This window comes from Alteromonas sp. CyTr2 (genome assembly GCF_947311905.1).
GTDB lineage: Bacteria > Pseudomonadota > Gammaproteobacteria > Enterobacterales > Alteromonadaceae > Alteromonas > Alteromonas macleodii.
Genome location: NZ_CAMZMZ010000005.1, coordinates 55520 through 73628 on the forward strand (window position 1 = coordinate 55520; position 18109 = coordinate 73628).

Below are 18109 nucleotides of genomic sequence, written 5' to 3' on the forward strand. Positions count from 1 at the left end.
AATTTTTATCACCGTTGCCCTATGAGCAACGTCGGAGGTTAACATGCATCCAGCACTATGGATAAGTAAAACCGGACTAGACGCCGCACAGACTGATGTGGCCGTGGTGTCTAACAACCTAGCAAACGCATCAACAGTGGGCTTTAAAAAAGACCGCGCGGTGTTTGAAGATTTGCTTTATCAGAATATCAATCAGCCAGGCGGTCGTTCGTCAGCCGACACAGAGCTACCTTCTGGGCTTATGCTTGGTTCAGGCTCGAAGGTCGTAGCTACTCAAAAAGCACATACGCAAGGTAACCTGTTAACCACTGAAAACGCGCTTGATATGTCAATTCAAGGTCGTGGTTACTTTGAAATATTGCAGCCCGACGGCACCATAGCATATTCGAGAAATGGTCAGTTTTCACTGAACGACCAAGGCCAAATTGTTACATCCGGCGCGGGTTTTTTGCTTCAGCCTGAAGTGGCTATTCCCGAAGATGCGCAACAAATCACAATTTCTCAAGATGGTGAAATTAGCGTGAGCATACGGGGCCAAGCTGAACCGCAGGTACTCGGTCAGCTTAATATTTCTGACTTTGTTAACCCAACCGGATTACAACCAACCGGACAAAACCTTTATGTAGAGACAGCGTCAAGCGGTGCGCCTATTCAGGGGATCCCTGGTCTGCAAGGTTTGGGTTATATCTCACAAGGCACGTTGGAAACGTCTAACGTAAACGTGACCGAAGAGTTAGTAAACCTTATCGAAAGCCAGCGCTTGTATGAGATGAACTCAAAGGTTATCTCATCGGTCGACCAAATGCTTGGTCAGGTTATTCAGCAACTTTAGTAGGTAGCATCATGCGTATTTTAGGTTTATCTGCTGCACTTCTGATACTTGGCGGTTGCGCCAGTACAAACGAGCCTCCCGTTCAGGCAAACGACCCGTCGTTTGCACCGGTAGTGCCAGATTACCCGCGTGAAACGGTAGTAGAAGATGGCTCGCTTTTTCGTTCGCAGCTTGCTAACAACTTATATTCTGACGTTACCGCAAGAAGAGTCGGTGACATCATCACTGTAACGTTAAGCGAGAATACCCAAGCGAGCAAATCAGCCGACACTAGCACAGCGAAAGATTCAAACGTCAATCTAAACCCTATAACCGGGCTAGCTGGGCAAGCGATAAATATTGGCGGAGAGTCCGTACAATTGGGAATAAGTTCATCCCGAGATTTCTCCGGTGATGCCACAGCTAACCAAAGCAACAGCTTAAACGGCGCTATCTCCGTTACTGTGGTCGACGTACTTCCTAACAGCAACCTTGTTATTCGTGGCGAAAAGTGGCTAACCCTGAATCAGGGCGATGAATATATCCGTCTTACCGGCATCATTCGTCCGGCAGACATTAGTCCCGAGAATGAAATCGTGTCCACTAAGGTTGCAAATGCGCGTATCCAATATTCGGGTACGGGAAGTTTTGCGCGAGCACAAGAAAAGGGTTGGTTAACCAAGTTCTTTGATTCTGCTTGGTGGCCTCTTTAGGTTTTAGGATAGGAGAGTGAACATGCGTTTGTTTTCAGTAGTATTAGCCGTTTTCACAATGCTTTTATCTTTACAGGCAGGTGCGCAGCGCATTAAAGATGTAGCGAGTATTCAAGGCGTACGTAGTAACCAATTAGTGGGATATGGTCTTGTTGTAGGTTTGCCTGGAACGGGTGAACAAAGCCCTTTTACCGAACAAAGTTTCAGAACCATGCTGCGCAACTTTGGTATCAGTCTTGACGCTAACACCAAGCCAAAAATACGAAACGTGGCCGCAGTGGCGGTACACGCCGACCTGCCTGCTTTTGCAAAACCCGGACAAACCATTGATATTACGGTTTCTTCAGTTGGCGAGGCGGCCAGTCTTCAAGGCGGAACGCTGCTCCAAACGTTTCTTCGCGGTGTTGACGGTAAAGTCTACGCTGTAGCGCAAGGCAGCTTAGTCGTGAGCGGGTTTGGCGCACAAGGCGGTGATGGCTCTCGTATTGTTGTTAATACGCCAACGGTAGGAAGAATTCCAAACGGTGCGATGGTAGAGCAATCTGTACCAACAGGCTTTGCCAATGGCGACACGTTAACGCTTAACCTCCATTATCCAGATTTCTCAACAGCCAAGTCGCTTGCAGATACGATCAACGAGCGCTTAGGTGCACAGCCGGAAAATGGCTACGTTATTGCTAAGCCCATTGATGCAGCGTCTGTTCGCGTGTCGGCCCCGCGAGACGTCGGTCAGCGCGTGGGCTTTTTGGCTACCTTAGAAAACTTCGAATTTACACCAGCTGATGCGCCAGCGCGTGTGGTAATAAACAGCCGCACAGGCACCATTGTTATTGGCAGTGACGTTCGCTTGTTACCAGCAGCAATTACTCACGGCGGGCTAACGGTGACCATCTCTGAAAATCAGCAAGTTTCTCAACCTAACGCGTTTGGTGAAGGGCAAACTGCCGTTACCACTCAGTCGATTGTTGATGTCGATTTGGCAGATAGCCGCATGTTTAAGTTTGAGCCAGGCGTTACTCTGGACCAGCTTGTGCGCGCGGTAAATGAGGTGGGCGCTGCGCCGGGCGATTTAATGGCAATTTTGGAAGCATTACGTCAAGCAGGCGCATTGCGTGGAGAGCTCGTTATTATTTAAAACGAGCAAAGAGCATTTACGAGACGTTAGTAAAATAAAGTCACAGCGGAATAAGCACGATGGAATCACTTAGCACAAAAAGTCAGCTTGATATGGCTCGCAATGTCCACGATATGGGCAGCATAAACAAAATGCGTGAAGCCATTGCGTCGGGCGACGAGACGGTATTGCAAGAAGCTGCCCAGCAGTTTGAAGCGATATTTGTGCAAATGATGTTGAAATCAATGCGTAAAGCGCAAGATGCCCTTGCTGACGAAAATAGCCCATTTAATTCACAGCAAGTTAAGTTTTATCGTGATATGCACGACCAACAGCTAGCGACAGACCTCACTTCCGGTGGCGGTTTAGGTCTCGCTGATGTCATTGTTAAACAGTTAGGTCAAACTGAGGATAGCTATACGCCTGCCAGTGTAATCAGAAGTGACGGAGACTTATCATCACTTAACAGAAACCGTGTGTACAACGTAACTGAGGCGCAGGATATTGCCCTTTCTTCACAGTCTATTCGCAGCCAGTCAGCACAAAAAGATGCCATGTTCGAAAGTCCCGAGCAGTTTGTAGAGAGCCTAATGCCAATAGCTGAGAAAGTGGCAGCAAAATACGGAATGGATCCTAAAGCAATAATTTCCCAAGCCGCGGTTGAAACCGGGTGGGGCAAATTTGTTATCCATAAAGCGGATGGGGAAAGCTCGCACAACTTATTTGGCATCAAAGCAAATAAGGGATGGCAAGGAGAGCAGGCTGTAGTCGACACGTTGGAATTTAACAATGGACTACCGCAAAAACAAAAGGCTGCTTTTAGGTCCTACTCGTCAGTAGAAGACGCAATGGAAGACTATGGACGCTTTATCACATCACAGCCTCGCTACAGCCATGCTGTCGAGAATGCTTCTGACGCAGCGCGCTATACCCATGCGCTTCAAGAAGCGGGCTACGCTACCGACCCTGAATACGCGCGCAAGATAATGGCAGTGTATAACAGCGATCGTCTCAGCACGTTAATGCCATAGCATTGGAGATTACATTGTGAGTTCTGTCGATTTATTCTCATTAGCCACCAGTGGTGTTAACGCCAGTAGTAAGCTATTACAAACGACCAGTAACAATATTGCCAACGTCAACACGCCAGGCTATGTTCGCGAGCGCACTGAGCTTCAAAACAGCCAAGTCTTCGGTGTAGAGATCGGCAATACCGAACGTATCATCAACGTATTTGCTCAAAATCAACTGCGTCGTGATATTACATCGGTAGGTGAACTCGAAGCCTTTTCTAGTAAAACTACGGCCATTGATAACCTGTTGGCAAGTGAAGCGAACTCAATTTCAAAAGGACTAAGTGAGTATTTTTCTGCTTTACAAACGGCAGCAGATGACCCAACCAATTTGGCGTCACGCGAACAAGTACTGAGTAAATCTGAGTCTTTGTATAACCGAATGAGAACGTTATCGGATTATATGCTAGAAAAAGAGGAAGAGCTCAACCTAGAGTTCACGTCGATGGTGAATCGAGCAAATACCTTGATTGGTAATATTGGTGACTTGAACCGCAACATAGTTATTGCCAATGGTAACAATACGAGCGATCAACCAAGCGCTCTGCTCAACGAAAGAGACCAAGCTATCGACGAGCTTGCTTCTATCATGGGTATTACGGTTAAAGAGAGCACTACGCAAAATGGTGCTGTAACAATTAACCTGACCTCAGGTGAGTCACTCGTTCTTGAAAACGGTGCATTTAATCTTTTTGAGTTAAGCTCTAGTGCGGATTTAACGACGAAAGAAATTAAGTTAGAAACTGACTTTGGCTCACAAACCAAAAACAACGCATCATTACGAATTTTGGAAAGTGATCTTGGCGGCGCATTGGGTGGGTTGTTTGAGTATCGCAATGAAGTGTTAGGGCCAACAATGCGTGATGTAGGTCAGCTCTCCGTCGCTTTCGCCGATGCAATGAATACTCAAAATAAATTGGGTATGGATTTAGACGGTCAAATCGGCACTAACATTTTCGATATTCCTTCGTTCAGAGGCTTAGCCTACGAAGATACCAATGGCGACTATGTTGTTACTGCGCAGATTACCGAGGGTAAAGGCGCTGAATTAACTGACGCCGATTATAAAATTGAAGTGACGGCAGTTGCTGCAGGCGTTCCCAGCGAAATAGAAATCACATTTTTAAACCCAGATGGCACACCGAAAAAAGATGGTTCAGGTAATGACATTATTTTTTCAAACTTTGCTGTAACCGCTGGTTTTAACGAACTACCTGGTGGCATTGAAATCGACTTTACAGGCAGTGACCCTTACACCGTTGGCAATGAGTTTCTAATTCAACCCACTAAAGACGTGGCTTCAAAAATAAGTCTAGCCACTAATCGCCCCGAAGATTTGGCTTTTGCTAATCCCGTAAGAGCCGGGGCCGATAGCACAAATTTAGGCAGTGCCAATATTGTAGATGTAACAGTGTCAAATACGGAAGTGGGCACTTCTGCCTTTGACGGAGCGGGCGGCCTTTTAAACTCAGCACCAGCTCAAATTAGCTTTACGGCTGCAGATACCTATGAGGTATTAGATGGAAGCGGTACAGTGATAGCAACTGTTACAGGAACAACAAATTTAAATAACCTTATTAGTCAGGCGGGAATAAGCCCAGCCCCTGGTTTTGATTTAAGCTTAGATGGCGTGCCAAAAGCTGGGGATAGTTTCTCGATCAGCTATAACACAGATGGCTTTAACGATAACAGTAATGCGCTTAATTTAGCGGCTATTCAAAACGAAAATACAGTGCAAGTGAGCAGTGAGGCAACGAATACACCACGTACCTTCCAAGATGCTTATGCATCTATGGTTGGCCGAATTGGTGAAGATGCCTCGATGGCAAAAGTAACACTTGCTTCAGCGGAAGCCATGAGGGTTCAATCGCAGAATTGGTTTGAGTCTGTCTCTGGCGTTAGCTTAGACGAAGAAGCCGCAAATTTGATAAAGTATCAACAAAGCTACGCTGCCGCAGCGCGGATTTTGTCTACGGCGCAAGAATTGTTTAATACCATTTTGCAGTCGGTAAGGTAGGTGAGTGATGCGTATATCAACGAATCAAATTTATGATCAAAACATGCGCTCGATTATGCAAAATCAGGGCGATTTGGCAAAGACTCAAGAGCAGTTAGCTTCTGGAAAACGCATTCTCACTCCGAGTGACGACCCAGTTGGTGCGGCAAAAGTATTACGTTTAACTGAAGAAATCGATGAGCTAACCCAATTTCAGCGCAACAATGATCTAGTAACAGGTTCGCTTGAGCAGCAAGAGGCTGTACTGACAAACATTACTAATTCAATTAACCGTGCGAGAACGCTAGTAATACAGGCAGGAAGCGGTGCTCTAGATTCTCCTGACAGAAAGGCTATTGGGGCTGAATTAGAACAAATCAAACTTGAAATATTTGATCTTATGAATACTCAAGATGCCGACGGTAATTATTTGTATGCGGGTTTCCAATCTGGCAATCAGGCGTTTGAATATAACCCCACAGCGACAGGTAACGCTATTACCTTTACCGGTGATGCCGGTGTAAGCTTTGTTCAGCTCTCAAATAGCTCTAAAATTCAGTCAACAAGCAATGGATACGAAGTGTTTGAAAATGTGATCTCACGCTTTAAATTTTCAGTAGACCCTAGTAGTACAGCAATGGTTAATAATGCATCTGTAAAGCAACAGGGAACGTTCGATACGTTTTTCGATAAAAATTACGATCCGGTAAATGCGGCGAACAACGATTATCGCATAAACTTTCTTGCGACGGGACAGGCTGAGCTCGTTAATCAAGGAACTGGCACCGTTGTCGATTCAGTTTCCTATACCTCTGGTCAGTCTTTTACTATAAAAGGAATGGAATTTAACGCTACTGCTGCACTGGGAGACAGCATCGACTTATCGTTTGATGCACCAGAGAAAAAAAGTATGGCGCAGTCCATTCATGAAATCCAAACTATCTTAATGGAATCCACTATAGACAATTCTGCTCTGCAAGAGTCGATAGCTGACGCACTTGTCGGATTAGACAATGGCCTTGAAAAGCTTTCTCTCGAACGAGCCTCTCTGGGAAGTCGATTAAATATTGCTGAAAGTACTTATGAAAGCAATTTAGACATGGAAATTGCAGCCAAGGCACAGCGCTCATCAATTCAAGATGTTGATTATGCTGAAGCGTCAACAGAATTCGCAAAGCAAGAAACGGCATTAAGCGCCGCGCTTGCTACATTCCCTCAGGTTAGTAACTTATCGCTATTTAACTATATCTAGAGGCGTTAATTAGTTAATGCTTCAACGCCGGTTAAGTGTCCCATGTACACTCTCGCTTCGTTGTCGATATGGCTGGAGTAATAAGAGACATAAAGGTTGTCGCCTTCAATCACCAAGCCAGGATAACTTGTGTCTCCTCCGCTTGGCAGCGTTTTTAGTTCAGTAAACATTTTTGTTACGCTATCAGATAGCCATACCTTGGTTGTAAATTGATGTGAGCCCCAATCAACATGTCTTCCTGAAACGATATATAGGTTTTCACTTAACGCCACAGCTGCGGGACTACCAATATAGATACCTAAATCATGCCAGTGCCATTTGGTATATGGTGGTCTCGACGTACCAAATTGTGCTTTCGTTTGGATAACCTTTGTCGTGTTTATCTAAACAAAAAGCCTCTGCCTTATGAACGTGCATTGAGCGCGTTGGGTCGCCCTTATAGAGCGAAACTGAGTTCGCTCGTCGATTTTACGCAAAGCCATAAGATTCTGAATTATAGAAAGTACTGTTCCACGGCCACCAACCGCTTCTACCGTGACTATTCCCTGCAGACCAAGAATAGTCGATGGTTGAGAAAAAAGTCACCATTTTTGTGACTACTATCAAGGAAGGATTTCACATAGGTAGTAAGCATGAGACAAGAGGCATCTTATGAGAACTCCAGATCTCGTAGATCGGAATTATCTTCTCTAATAAATATTCCGTTGCGAACTTGAAACGAATCTTTATCAAGAGTTAATACAATAATCACTCCGTCAGTACTACATGGTCAGTAGCTTGTCGGTAAAAGCACATCAAGGTTTTACGACTTTTGTCGAACGGATTTTCAATTATATCAGTGAAAGCGCAATGGGTTGCACGCTTGGATATGCCCTTTATGATGAACAGCATCAAACTATATTCCACGCGAAATCTCCCTGAAAAACCCATCAGTTATGTCGGTTGTTATCGTCACTTTACGGCAATATCTTACCGCCTATCGGCAAAATATCGTAATTTATCCTAAAGGGAATCTGTTTGATGTCGATACAAATTCTGAGAGAGCCAGTTCATCAATTACCCCTCAGGTTTTGATGACTACTTATACTAAAATTTCGGTTAGCCCGATTGCCAGCCGTCGCTGGATCAAAATGTAGGAGAGACAACATGTCTTTATTTGTCAACACCAACGTATCTTCATTGAATGCCCAGCGTCAGCTTTTTGATGTTGGAAATTCACTAAGTACTTCTTTTGAACGCCTATCTTCAGGCTTCCGCATCAACAGTGCTGCCGATGATGCTGCAGGCCTGCAAATTTCAGATCGTTTAACTTCACAAATTCAAGGGTTAGATCAGGCGAGACGAAATGCTAACGATGGTATTTCAGTTGCACAAACTGCGGAAGGTGCGTTACAAGAGACCACGAATGCACTTCAGCGTATCCGTACTCTTGCCGTTCAGGCACAAAATGGGATCAATAGCACTGCTGACAGAGTGGCTTTGAATGAAGAAGTCACCGCACTTAAAGATGAAATCACACGGATCAGCACAGATACTGAGTTTGGTGGTTTAACGATACTGAGTGGAAGTTTCAACGCTAGTTTCTTAGTTGGTGCCAATGAAAATCAGACAATTGATGTGGCAATCGGAGGAGGTACTGGTTTTAGTGCCGCTAACCTATCGTTGGCAGCCGATGTAACAACATCCGCTAGTGCTACTTCACTTATGACGGAGGTGGATAATGCCATCTCCAGAATAGGTTCAACTAGGGCTGAGCTTGGTGCTATTCAAAATAGATTTCAGTCTACAATCCGAAATCTTAGCAATATATCAGAGAATGTGTCTGCAGCACGTGCACAAATAAGAGATACCGATTTTGCTGCTGAGACCGCTAACTTAACCAGAAACCAGATCATTCAGCAAGCGAGCACAACCGTGCTGTCTCAGGCTAACCAGAGACCTCAAGCGGCGCTATCACTTCTAGGTTAACAATCCCCATAAGTCATGCTAGGAGGTAGTGCTCTAGCAAAAGAAGGTCAGTAGTATGTACTGGCCTTTTTCTATAAGTTATCGATTATACTGATAGCCCGACATAGTCGGCCATATTAATAAGATGTGGGTATTCGTCGCTTCTCCCCCCAAAACCACATCGACTCCAGCTCCCAACCCTGTCTAAGTAAAAAAGTGTATTTTTTTATAAAAAAAGCTCAAGCAATCTCACTTGTCGGACGATAACTATCACAAAGGGGAGATAAAGTTACATATTTCTTATCAAGGTTCAAAAGATAAGGTTAATGTTTATTTTTCTACTTCTTTTTATTACTTTTTTGATTTTTTATTTTCGTTAAAAAACAAATGTTTAAGGTTTTATGTTTTTCAGTATAAGAACATCTAAAGTAATTTTTTGAAAAGCCGATGAATAAAAAGAGTCGATGATTCGCGCTAAGTCTGCTAACTGGCGAGAGTGAAGCCAGGAGGTAGTGAGAGGTTTGATGTCTGAGTACACAAACTCACCAGCTAGCAAAGAGAATAATATTCTCTTTTTAGCAAGCTCTATTGGTAGTGTGCCAATAGAACGTCAGAATATTCTGACATTAAATTTGAAGCATGAATCATACCAAAAAGATTGCGCAAAATAATAATAATAGCGTTAATATTTTAAATAGTTAGGAGAAGAAAATGAGTCTGTTCGTAAATACTAATGTTTCGTCACTAAACGCACAGCGTCAATTGTTTACATCAGGGAATAACTTAAGTACGGCGTTTGAAAGACTGTCATCAGGTTTTCGTATTAATAGTGCAGCAGACGATGCCGCTGGTTTACAAATTTCTGATAGACTTACTTCGCAAATACAGGGGCTGGATCAGGCACAGCGTAATGCTAATGATGGCATATCCCTCGCACAAACGGCTGAGGGCGCATTACAAGAAACTACTAACGCACTTCAACGCATTCGTACTTTGGCTATTCAAGCGCAAAATGGCATTAATAATACTGCTGATAGAGTTGCTTTGAATCAGGAAGTAACTGCACTCAAAGATGAGATTACGCGGATTAGCACAGATACCGAGTTTGGTGGTTTAACGATACTAAGTGGAAGTTTCAATGCTACTTTCTTAGTCGGTGCCAATGAAAATCAGACAATTGACGTTGGTATTGGGGGAGGAACTGGTTTTAGTGCAGCTAATCTATCGTTGACAGACGATGTAACAACATCCGCTGGTGCTAGTGCCCTTATGACGAACGTAGATAATGCTATATCTAGAATAGGTTCAACGAGAGCTGAATTAGGCGCGGTACAAAATAGGTTTCAATCTACAATAAGAAATTTGGCTAATATTTCGGAAAACGTTTCATCGGCAAGAGCGCGTATTAGAGACACTGACTTTGCCGCAGAAACGGCAGAATTGACCCGTAATCAGATATTACAACAAGCTACGACGACAATATTGTCTCAGGCTAATCAGCGTCCCCAAGCTGCATTATCTTTATTAGGCGGTTAATAAGGTAGGCATCTAAAATAATGAAAAGAAGTTGAGAGGTCGTTCCTAATTGAAAATGACGGCCATAAAGGCCGTCATCATACAAAATAGCCTACTAACATAAATCAGAAGTTTTGGTTGAGAGGCCAGCTCATCATAATAAATATTTGTTTGTAGACTTAAACAGAGTTTGCTCAATCTCCTAACTAGAGCAATTTGGCCGGGACATCATGTCTCGGTTTTTTTAATTGTTACCGAAATACCCTGCCAAACGAAAATTTAGTTGAGCATCAACCGCTTCAAATAGAATCTAGCAAAATACGCACCACTTCGACTTAAAATCGGTGGCGTAATATCATCTGCCCGTTCAAAAAAGCAAGTACCGATAATAGTGTAGGTATCTATTGTTGCTCTCTATAAAAAACATACGTTAGCGTAAAGCCACACCTATCGAATCTTGAATGTGTTACTCGACTCATAATGAACATTTATTACTCGTAATAACCCCCTTAAAAATCAGTGAGGTAAGAGTTGATTAGAAAAATAACAAAAAAATGCTAAAGAAGTTGAGAGCGGTGTCGATAACATTGTTGAGGGGTAATTCGCTTTACTTTTAAACGGGAGTTGGGACGGAGTAGTGACCGAGTCAACTCAAACTGAAAGGATTTGACAACGCGAAGTCGTATGTCAGGTCGCCAGGAGGTAATTTATGTCTTTATTTGTAAATACTAATGCGTCGTCATTGAATGCACAGCGTCAGTTATTTGACGTGAGCAACTCGTTAAGTACATCGTTCGAGCGTCTTTCGTCAGGTTTCCGTATCAACAGTGCCGCAGATGATGCTGCGGGCTTGCAGATTTCGGATAGGCTTACATCGCAAATTCAAGGTTTAGATCAAGCTCGTCGTAATGCGAATGACGGAGTTTCTGTTGTGCAAACTGCGGAAGGTGCGTTACAAGAAACCACGAATGCACTTCAGCGCATTCGTACTTTGGCTGTTCAGGCACAAAATGGAATAAATAGCACCGCTGATAGAGCAGCTTTGAACGAAGAGGTGACTGCACTTAAAGACGAAATTACGCGCATTAGCACTGATACTGATTTTGGTGGCCGCACCTTATTGAGTGGGAGCTTCAGCTCTAGCTTCTTAGTTGGTGCCAATGAAAATCAGACAATTGATGTGGCAATCGGAGGAGGTACTGGTTTTAGTGCCGCTAACCTATCGTTGGCAGCCGATGTAACAACATCCGCTAGTGCTACTTCACTTATGACGGAGGTGGATAATGCCATCTCCAGAATAGGTTCAACTAGGGCTGAGCTTGGTGCTATTCAAAATAGATTTCAGTCTACAATTCGAAATTTAGGAAATATTTCCGAAAACATCTCATCTGCAAGAGCGCAAATTAGAGACACCGATTTTGCATCAGAGACCGCCAACCTGACAAGAAATCAAATCATTCAGCAGGCGTCTCTTTCTGTATTAAGCCAGGCAAATCAGCGCCCGCAAGCCGCGTTATCTTTACTTGGTTAAGTTTACTTTCAGATAGTATACTTAAATATAAATGCAACGGGTGTTTACTACTATGTGGGCGCCCGTTTTGTTGTTTGAGTGAGGAGGTTGGTCGATGGATATTAAAAATATTCAAGATGGTCAGGCTATTGCTGCAGCTTTGTCGACTAGAGTTGAAGCTTCAGCTCAATCGCCACAAGTTCAGCAAAATGAAACAAGCGACAGTAATGAGCGCAGTTTACAATCGGTTTCTGAAAGTACTGATAATCAAGGAAACGTAATACAAAATTTGTCTCAAGTTCTTCAAGCTACGTCCGATATAGAGAACAGAGCAGGAAACGAAATGCAGTTGGATGATGCAATATCTCGCGTAGAATCATTTCTACAGGGTCAAAATCGCAACTTAACGTTTTCTATAGACGAAAATACTGAACGTTCGGTGGTTACTGTATTAGACTCTGATTCTGGTGATGTAATAAGGCAAATTCCTTCAGAGGAACTGCTTGTGCTTGCAGAACGTATCCAAGAATTACAGCAAGATGTCGGAAGCCGTGTCGGAGTGTTGATAAATAATCAGGTTTAATAAGAGGTGAAAGATGTCGATAAGTTCTTTAGGTGTAGGCTCGGGCCTAGCGCTCGATGATTTAGTACGACAACTCATTTCAGCTGAGAGGCAGCCTCGAGAAAATCGTCTTAATGCGAGAGAGCAAGCTGTAGACGCGGAAATTTCGGCATTGGGGCAGATTAAGTCTAAAGTGTCTGACTTTCAAAAGGCTGTTGATGAGCTTCGCAGTGGCAGCAGTTTAAATAGTCGTGAGCCAACCATAACTAATCCCTCTGACGATGATGATGTTTTGTCCGCTGATGCGTCAAACTCTGCATTACGCGGGTCGTATGAAATCGTCGTTCAGCAACTAGCCTCGGGCAGTAGAATTACAACTGATGCTGGCGCTTTTACATCAAGTTCAGATGCGCTGCTATCTTCAGGAACCGGGTCTCTTACGTTTAGTATAGGTGCTGACGATAGCTTCACAATTAACGTTGATGACACAACCACTCTTACAGAGCTTCGAGAACTGATTAACAATTCAGAGGATAATTTTGGCGTAACGGCAAACATCATTGAGACAGGTACTGGTGATGGGCCGCGTTTAGTCATATTGTCCGATAAAGTGGGTGATGGTAATAATTTGGTCATAACCAATGACAGCGGAAATGCCGAGTTAGATCGCTTATCTACCACTGGCGGAACAAACAATATCGACGTCAATAATATCCAATCTGCACAAAATGCAATTGCATTTGTTGATGGTATTGAAGTGCAAAGTGCCAGCAATGAATTTGAGAATACAATTCAAAATGTCTCTTTTAAAGTTAACGAAATCTCTCCATCGAATAGTAACGGAGATCAGCTGGCGACCAACTTGACGATTGGCTTTAATAAAGAGGGCGTTGAAGAGGATATCAAGAGTTTTATTAGCAGTTACAACTCGCTTGTTGATGAAATAGAGCGCTTGACACGTTATGGCGCTACATCTGAAGATAGTGATGGTCCACTTGCTGGTGATTCTTTATTACGCGGGTTACAGTTGAATATTAGTACGATTGTTGGTGAAGAGGTCTCGGGCTCTGAGCTAAGTAGCCTCTTTCAGTTAGGGATAGAGCTTAACGAAGAAGGTAGACTTGAAATAGGAACTGAGGACTTTGGTCTTGGTTCTGGTCAAAAACGCTTAGATGAAGCCCTAGAAGACAACTTCGATGATATATCAACACTATTCAACAATGAAAACAATGGTATTGCTGTAAGGCTATACGACTTGGTAGAGCAATACTCTTCGTCTAGCGGTCTTATAAGTCTCAGAGAGCGTAGTGCGCAAGATGAAAAAGACAATGTTGAAACAGCGCGAGAAGCATTAGAACTCAGAATGACAAACTTTGAACAAACCGTGCGTTCAAGGTATGTGAACCTGGATAGAACTATTTCCCAGTTGAACCAAACAGGTTCGGCGTTATTTGCAGCACTTATTTAAAGACTGGAGTTATTATGTCGTTACGTGGAATAAATGCTTATCAAAAGAATAATGTTAAGCAAGCTGTCTCAACAGCTGACCCGCATAAGTTAACACTATTACTGTTGCAAGGTGCCATGGATCGTATTGCCTATGCTAAAGGGGCTATGGAACGAAAAGACTTTGTTAATAAATCAAAGTTTGTGACCAAAGCCACATCAATTGTTATCTACCTAAGAGACACCTTAGACATGAATGTTGGTGGGGAAATAGCGGAAAACCTTTTTGCGTTGTACAACTATATTGTCGAAATTGTTAATGAAGGTCATTTTAATGACGATAAAGCGAAGCTTGATGAAGCATATAGTCTATTAGAACCAATAAGGGACGCATGGATTTCTATACCTGAGAGTGCCAAACTAGAGGCATATCAACAAAAGGAATTGGCTGCATCAAATGAACGATGAGCATTCGATCTGCCTCAATCACTCACTAACACCTGTTTTTCTTCGTGTAATAAACAATAGAATCGAATCGACATTAGTGTCTGATGATGACCAGTCTGCTTTGTTACTGAAACTAGTTGTGTTAAGACACAAGCTAGTGATTAGAGAATTGAATAAAATAACTGCTGAATTTAAACAGCAGTTTGTTACCTTTGAACTAAAGAGAAATAAAAGACTTGAAGAAATAAGTTCAAGTTTGCGTAATGATGCAAAAAATGAGGTAATAAAGCTCAAAAGAGCGAAGCAAGCGGTCGAGAGATACAAATAATAATGCGTAAAGCCATCCAGCTATTCATTGAAGATGAAGAATCACAGTTAGAAAAGGAAGAGGCGCTCCTTCCGGTAGTAACAAAAAACTACACTAAAAGTTTGAAGTGCTTTCAACGTATTGTTCCATCTGTTTATCAATTGCTTGAAAATCATACATTTCAGCATAGTTCTATTTTTGTCAACAAAGATGGTGAATTAGACATCGTTGAGTCTAGCTCAGGTTCGGTATTTTATGGCAAAGATCCCAAAAAGTCGGTAGCGCAACATGTTGAACAGTTTCTGGCCGCCCCACAATCACTTGTGCTTACGCAGCCTGACGGCTCTGCAATAAGTAGCGCAACCTCTTCTCACGAACAAGCTATTATTATATTTGGTATCGGGCTAGGTCAGCACATTCTAGCGCTTATGCAGTCGGCAGATATAAAACACATCATCATTTATGAGCCCAACTTAGACTTATTATTTTGCTCACTTTACACTGCGTTTTGGCCTATCATTTTTAACCTTGCAAAGAGCCAAAATGTTTCGCTTTATTTTCAAGTTCCTAACAATGGAAAGTCGCTGTTTGCAGACTTAAGTGAACTTCATAATGCATTTGGTATTAATTCGCTATGGGTTTATTTTCATTATCACAGCAGTGAATTTGATGATATTAAAGATGAACTATCTTCAAATAATTGGCGCATAGGACGAGATTTAAGACATCATATAAACGAGAAGACGTTTGAAGACTATTTACCAAAGTGGCCACCAGTTGTAACTGATACATCATGGAGCGGTGAAAATTTAAATTATGAAGTATTCACCAATAATTTATCTGCGTTTAAAAAGTACTTCCCAGATATAGCGGAAGAGTTTTCAAACTATATCCCTATAAACTGGGAAGTTGTTGCTAATTCATCTGGCGAAGTAAATTTATTCAACCTTAAATATAAAACTTACTTGTTAGGCGACAAAAGTAAAGAAGAGTCCGAAAACATCTACACAATGTTTAAAGGCAATCCGAGTCGAGATGAATTGGTATTAAACTACTCTGGAGGAAAACTTTATCCTCATTTTCATTATCGAACTGCGGTGAGAATTCAAGACAAATTTAAGAAGGTCACTAAAGAAAGTACGATATTGCACCGTGATATTAAATCACTTCTCCTTTTCGGTGTTGGTAATGGCTACCAATTACAGCGCTTGTTAGATTCTCATGAAATAGGCAAGTTATTTATTTATGAGCCAAATCGAGATTTTTTTTATTCTTCATTATTTTCAATAGATTGGGAAGCATTGCTTGAAAAAATGGATGCCAACGAGAGTAGTATTTATCTTAATGTTGGCGACGATGGCTCAAATTTAGTGGAGGACTTTCTCACCCAGTTTGATAGGGTAGGTAGTTATAATTTGGCAAACATGTTTTTGTTCAAAAGTTATGATAATGATGTGCTTGAACCCACGCTGAATAACTTACGAGAAGAAATAAGACTGGTAATAGGGTTAAGTGATAACTTCGAGAATTCTCGATATATAATTTCGCACAGCAAGTGGGCAGTTGAAAACAATTTCAAGTATTTGTTAAAGAAAGAGATTGCACCTAGCGTCTTGAATGAAGTGCCTATTTTTGTTGTTGGGAACGGCCCTTCCTTGGATTATCTTATCCCTATTTTGAAAGAAGAGCATGCTAATGCGATAGTCATTAGCTGTGGCACAGCATTACAAGTACTGCATAAAAACGATATTGTGCCTGATTATCATGTTGATTTGGAGATAAATAGGTCACCTTATGACTGGTTGATAAGAGTAGATGACAACGAGTACTTGAAAAAAATTAACTTAATTAGCGGAAATGGCGTTCATCCAGACGTGATAAAAGCGTACAAAAATGCCTTTTTGTCCCTAAAAGAGGGAGAGGCTGCAACGCTTATTATAGAGTCTCTGTTTAGCGAACATAAATTTTCCTCGTTAAAATACTCTTATCCTACAGTATCTAACTTTGCGATTGATTGCGCGCTAGAGCTTGGTTTTAAACAAATTTATCTTTTTGGTGTCGATCTTGGGTTTGTCGACCAAAAACACCATCATTCACAACAGTCCGGTTATTACCTCGAAGATGGGAAAGAATTAATTGAATATACAAAGGTCTACAATACATCTTTAACCGTCGAAGGCAATTTTAGGCCATTAGTTAACACTAAACACGAATTTAAAATGTCCAAAACAATTATGGAGCTGGCATTAGAAAATGCCACTCATGATGTCGATGTATACAATTTAAATGACGGTGCCAAAATAAAAGGTACTATTCCGTTGGTACCTGAAAACATGTTGATTTTATCCGACAATCGAAAGAAAAAAAGAGTAATCGACTGGATAGAAAATACGGCACATCAAGTGCTGGACAACGAAGTTTTTTCTAAGCGTTTTCATCAAGAAATAAAAAACAGCGACTTACTTTACGGTTTTAGTTTGCTTGAAGAGGTTATGAGTGTACCTTTTGAGAGCAGAAATGACGCAGAGAAAGCGGTAATACAAAACAGAGAGACTATTATTGAGCTATTTGTAGATGGTAAACCAATTGTTATGTATTACTTACACGGTTCGGTAAACTACATCAATACTATGTTAAACAAAGCGTTGAATATGTCAAACGATGCGGAATGTCTACAGCTGCTCAACGTAATAAGAGAGCAGTGGATGTTGTTTTTAGCTGACGCAAGTATGAGTATGAAAGTTGCGCCTTACGAACTTGACTTCATATCGGGTTGTCCATTAGAGCGTGCTCAGATAAAAGGGCCCGAATATTATAAGGGACATAGATTAGCGGCTTTTAGTGAAAGCGCTGCTCCGGCATTAGCGAAAGCTTCAAACATCCTTGGCATAAATTTCAGCGACTTTTCACCAACCTGTGGCAGGCTTCGCATTGAGTTTTATAAAGCTGGTCATTGCTTTACCTCGCTAAAAAAAGAAAAATTATGTTTAATAGTAACAAGTCTAGGAGATTTTAAAAACTTGTTAGAGAGAGACACTAATGCACTACTTCTCTACCTTCCTCAGTACTTTATTGACGAAAATTACGACTTCGGAGTTTTTGGTAATAAAGATAACTACGTATTTTTTATAGCATTGCTTGCAGCCACTTGCAGTGAGTCAGTTAAAGTTGTAGTGCCTAAACTCCTCGAAAAAAGGTCATTTAATGTTCTGTCTGAACACCTTACTGAGTTTGCCAGCCTATCGAGGTTTATTAGCTACGAATCCCATTACTATACGGCTTTCTCAAGGAAGTATTTGAGTGAAAAAGAGATGGTTAATGGTGTTGATGAACGTTTCAGGTTCTTACCTTCTATCAGAGAAGAAAATCTCTTTTCAATTTTTTGAATCTTACTGATGTGAATATTAATTACTTTT

The 18109-nt window shown here is 41.9% G+C and carries 15 protein-coding genes; 14 read left to right on the plus strand and 1 reads right to left on the minus strand.

Annotated features, from left to right (window positions below):
* Window positions 1-43 precede the first annotated feature (43 nt).
* The 6 genes from flgG to flgL are packed head-to-tail and all read left to right on the plus strand — an operon-like array spanning window position 44 to window position 6959.
* Window positions 44-832: a flagellar basal-body rod protein FlgG gene (gene flgG / locus QME20_RS04775; protein WP_014948598.1), complete on the plus strand. Its 789-nt coding sequence runs from the start codon at window positions 44-46 to the stop codon at window positions 830-832.
* Between the two features lie 11 nt (window positions 833-843).
* Entirely contained in the window at window positions 844-1524 is a 681-nt protein-coding gene (gene flgH, locus QME20_RS04780; protein ID WP_014948599.1) for a flagellar basal body L-ring protein FlgH, read from the plus strand.
* Window positions 1525-1546: 22 nt separating this feature from the next.
* Window positions 1547-2659, plus strand: coding sequence for a flagellar basal body P-ring protein FlgI (locus QME20_RS04785; protein WP_014948600.1), 1113 nt, complete (start codon window positions 1547-1549; stop codon window positions 2657-2659).
* 59 nt (window positions 2660-2718) lie between these two features.
* Window positions 2719-3669 (plus strand): flagellar assembly peptidoglycan hydrolase FlgJ, encoded by a 951-nt coding sequence (gene flgJ, locus QME20_RS04790; RefSeq protein ID WP_014975878.1) that lies wholly within the window; start codon window positions 2719-2721, stop codon window positions 3667-3669.
* A gap of 16 nt (window positions 3670-3685) precedes the next feature.
* Window positions 3686-5728 carry a flagellar hook-associated protein FlgK gene (flgK, locus tag QME20_RS04795; RefSeq protein WP_281715534.1) on the plus strand — a complete coding sequence of 681 codons (2043 nt, stop codon included), beginning with the start codon at window positions 3686-3688 and terminating at the stop codon, window positions 5726-5728.
* 7 nt (window positions 5729-5735) lie between these two features.
* Window positions 5736-6959: a flagellar hook-associated protein FlgL gene (flgL, locus tag QME20_RS04800; protein WP_281715546.1), complete on the plus strand. Its 1224-nt coding sequence runs from the start codon at window positions 5736-5738 to the stop codon at window positions 6957-6959.
* A gap of 5 nt (window positions 6960-6964) precedes the next feature.
* On the opposite strand, the gene QME20_RS04805 is transcribed toward flgL, so the two are convergent.
* On the minus strand, window positions 6965-7231 hold the full coding sequence (locus QME20_RS04805; protein WP_281715535.1) for a hypothetical protein: 267 nt from the start codon (window positions 7229-7231) through the stop codon (window positions 6965-6967).
* 874 nt (window positions 7232-8105) lie between these two features.
* Here QME20_RS04805 and QME20_RS04810 point away from each other — a divergent pair.
* From QME20_RS04810 to QME20_RS04845, 8 genes are all read left to right on the plus strand, one after another.
* Window positions 8106-8927 (plus strand): flagellin, encoded by an 822-nt coding sequence (locus QME20_RS04810; protein ID WP_281715536.1) that lies wholly within the window; start codon window positions 8106-8108, stop codon window positions 8925-8927.
* 690 nt (window positions 8928-9617) lie between these two features.
* Window positions 9618-10442, plus strand: coding sequence for a flagellin (locus QME20_RS04815; RefSeq protein WP_239220416.1), 825 nt, complete (start codon window positions 9618-9620; stop codon window positions 10440-10442).
* Between the two features lie 688 nt (window positions 10443-11130).
* Window positions 11131-11952 carry a flagellin gene (locus tag QME20_RS04820; RefSeq protein ID WP_281715537.1) on the plus strand — a complete coding sequence of 274 codons (822 nt, stop codon included), beginning with the start codon at window positions 11131-11133 and terminating at the stop codon, window positions 11950-11952.
* A gap of 94 nt (window positions 11953-12046) precedes the next feature.
* Entirely contained in the window at window positions 12047-12514 is a 468-nt protein-coding gene (locus tag QME20_RS04825; RefSeq protein WP_239220418.1) for a flagellar protein FlaG, read from the plus strand.
* 13 nt (window positions 12515-12527) lie between these two features.
* On the plus strand, window positions 12528-13961 hold the full coding sequence (gene fliD / locus QME20_RS04830) for a flagellar filament capping protein FliD (protein ID WP_239220419.1): 1434 nt from the start codon (window positions 12528-12530) through the stop codon (window positions 13959-13961).
* A gap of 14 nt (window positions 13962-13975) precedes the next feature.
* On the plus strand, window positions 13976-14407 hold the full coding sequence (gene fliS, locus QME20_RS04835; protein WP_239220420.1) for a flagellar export chaperone FliS: 432 nt from the start codon (window positions 13976-13978) through the stop codon (window positions 14405-14407).
* 76 nt (window positions 14408-14483) lie between these two features.
* A complete protein-coding gene (locus tag QME20_RS04840; RefSeq protein WP_239220421.1) occupies window positions 14484-14714 on the plus strand; it encodes a hypothetical protein in 231 nt (76 codons plus the stop codon).
* Window positions 14715-14716: 2 nt separating this feature from the next.
* Window positions 14717-18079 carry a 6-hydroxymethylpterin diphosphokinase MptE-like protein gene (locus tag QME20_RS04845; RefSeq protein ID WP_239220422.1) on the plus strand — a complete coding sequence of 1121 codons (3363 nt, stop codon included), beginning with the start codon at window positions 14717-14719 and terminating at the stop codon, window positions 18077-18079.
* Window positions 18080-18109 lie beyond the last annotated feature (30 nt).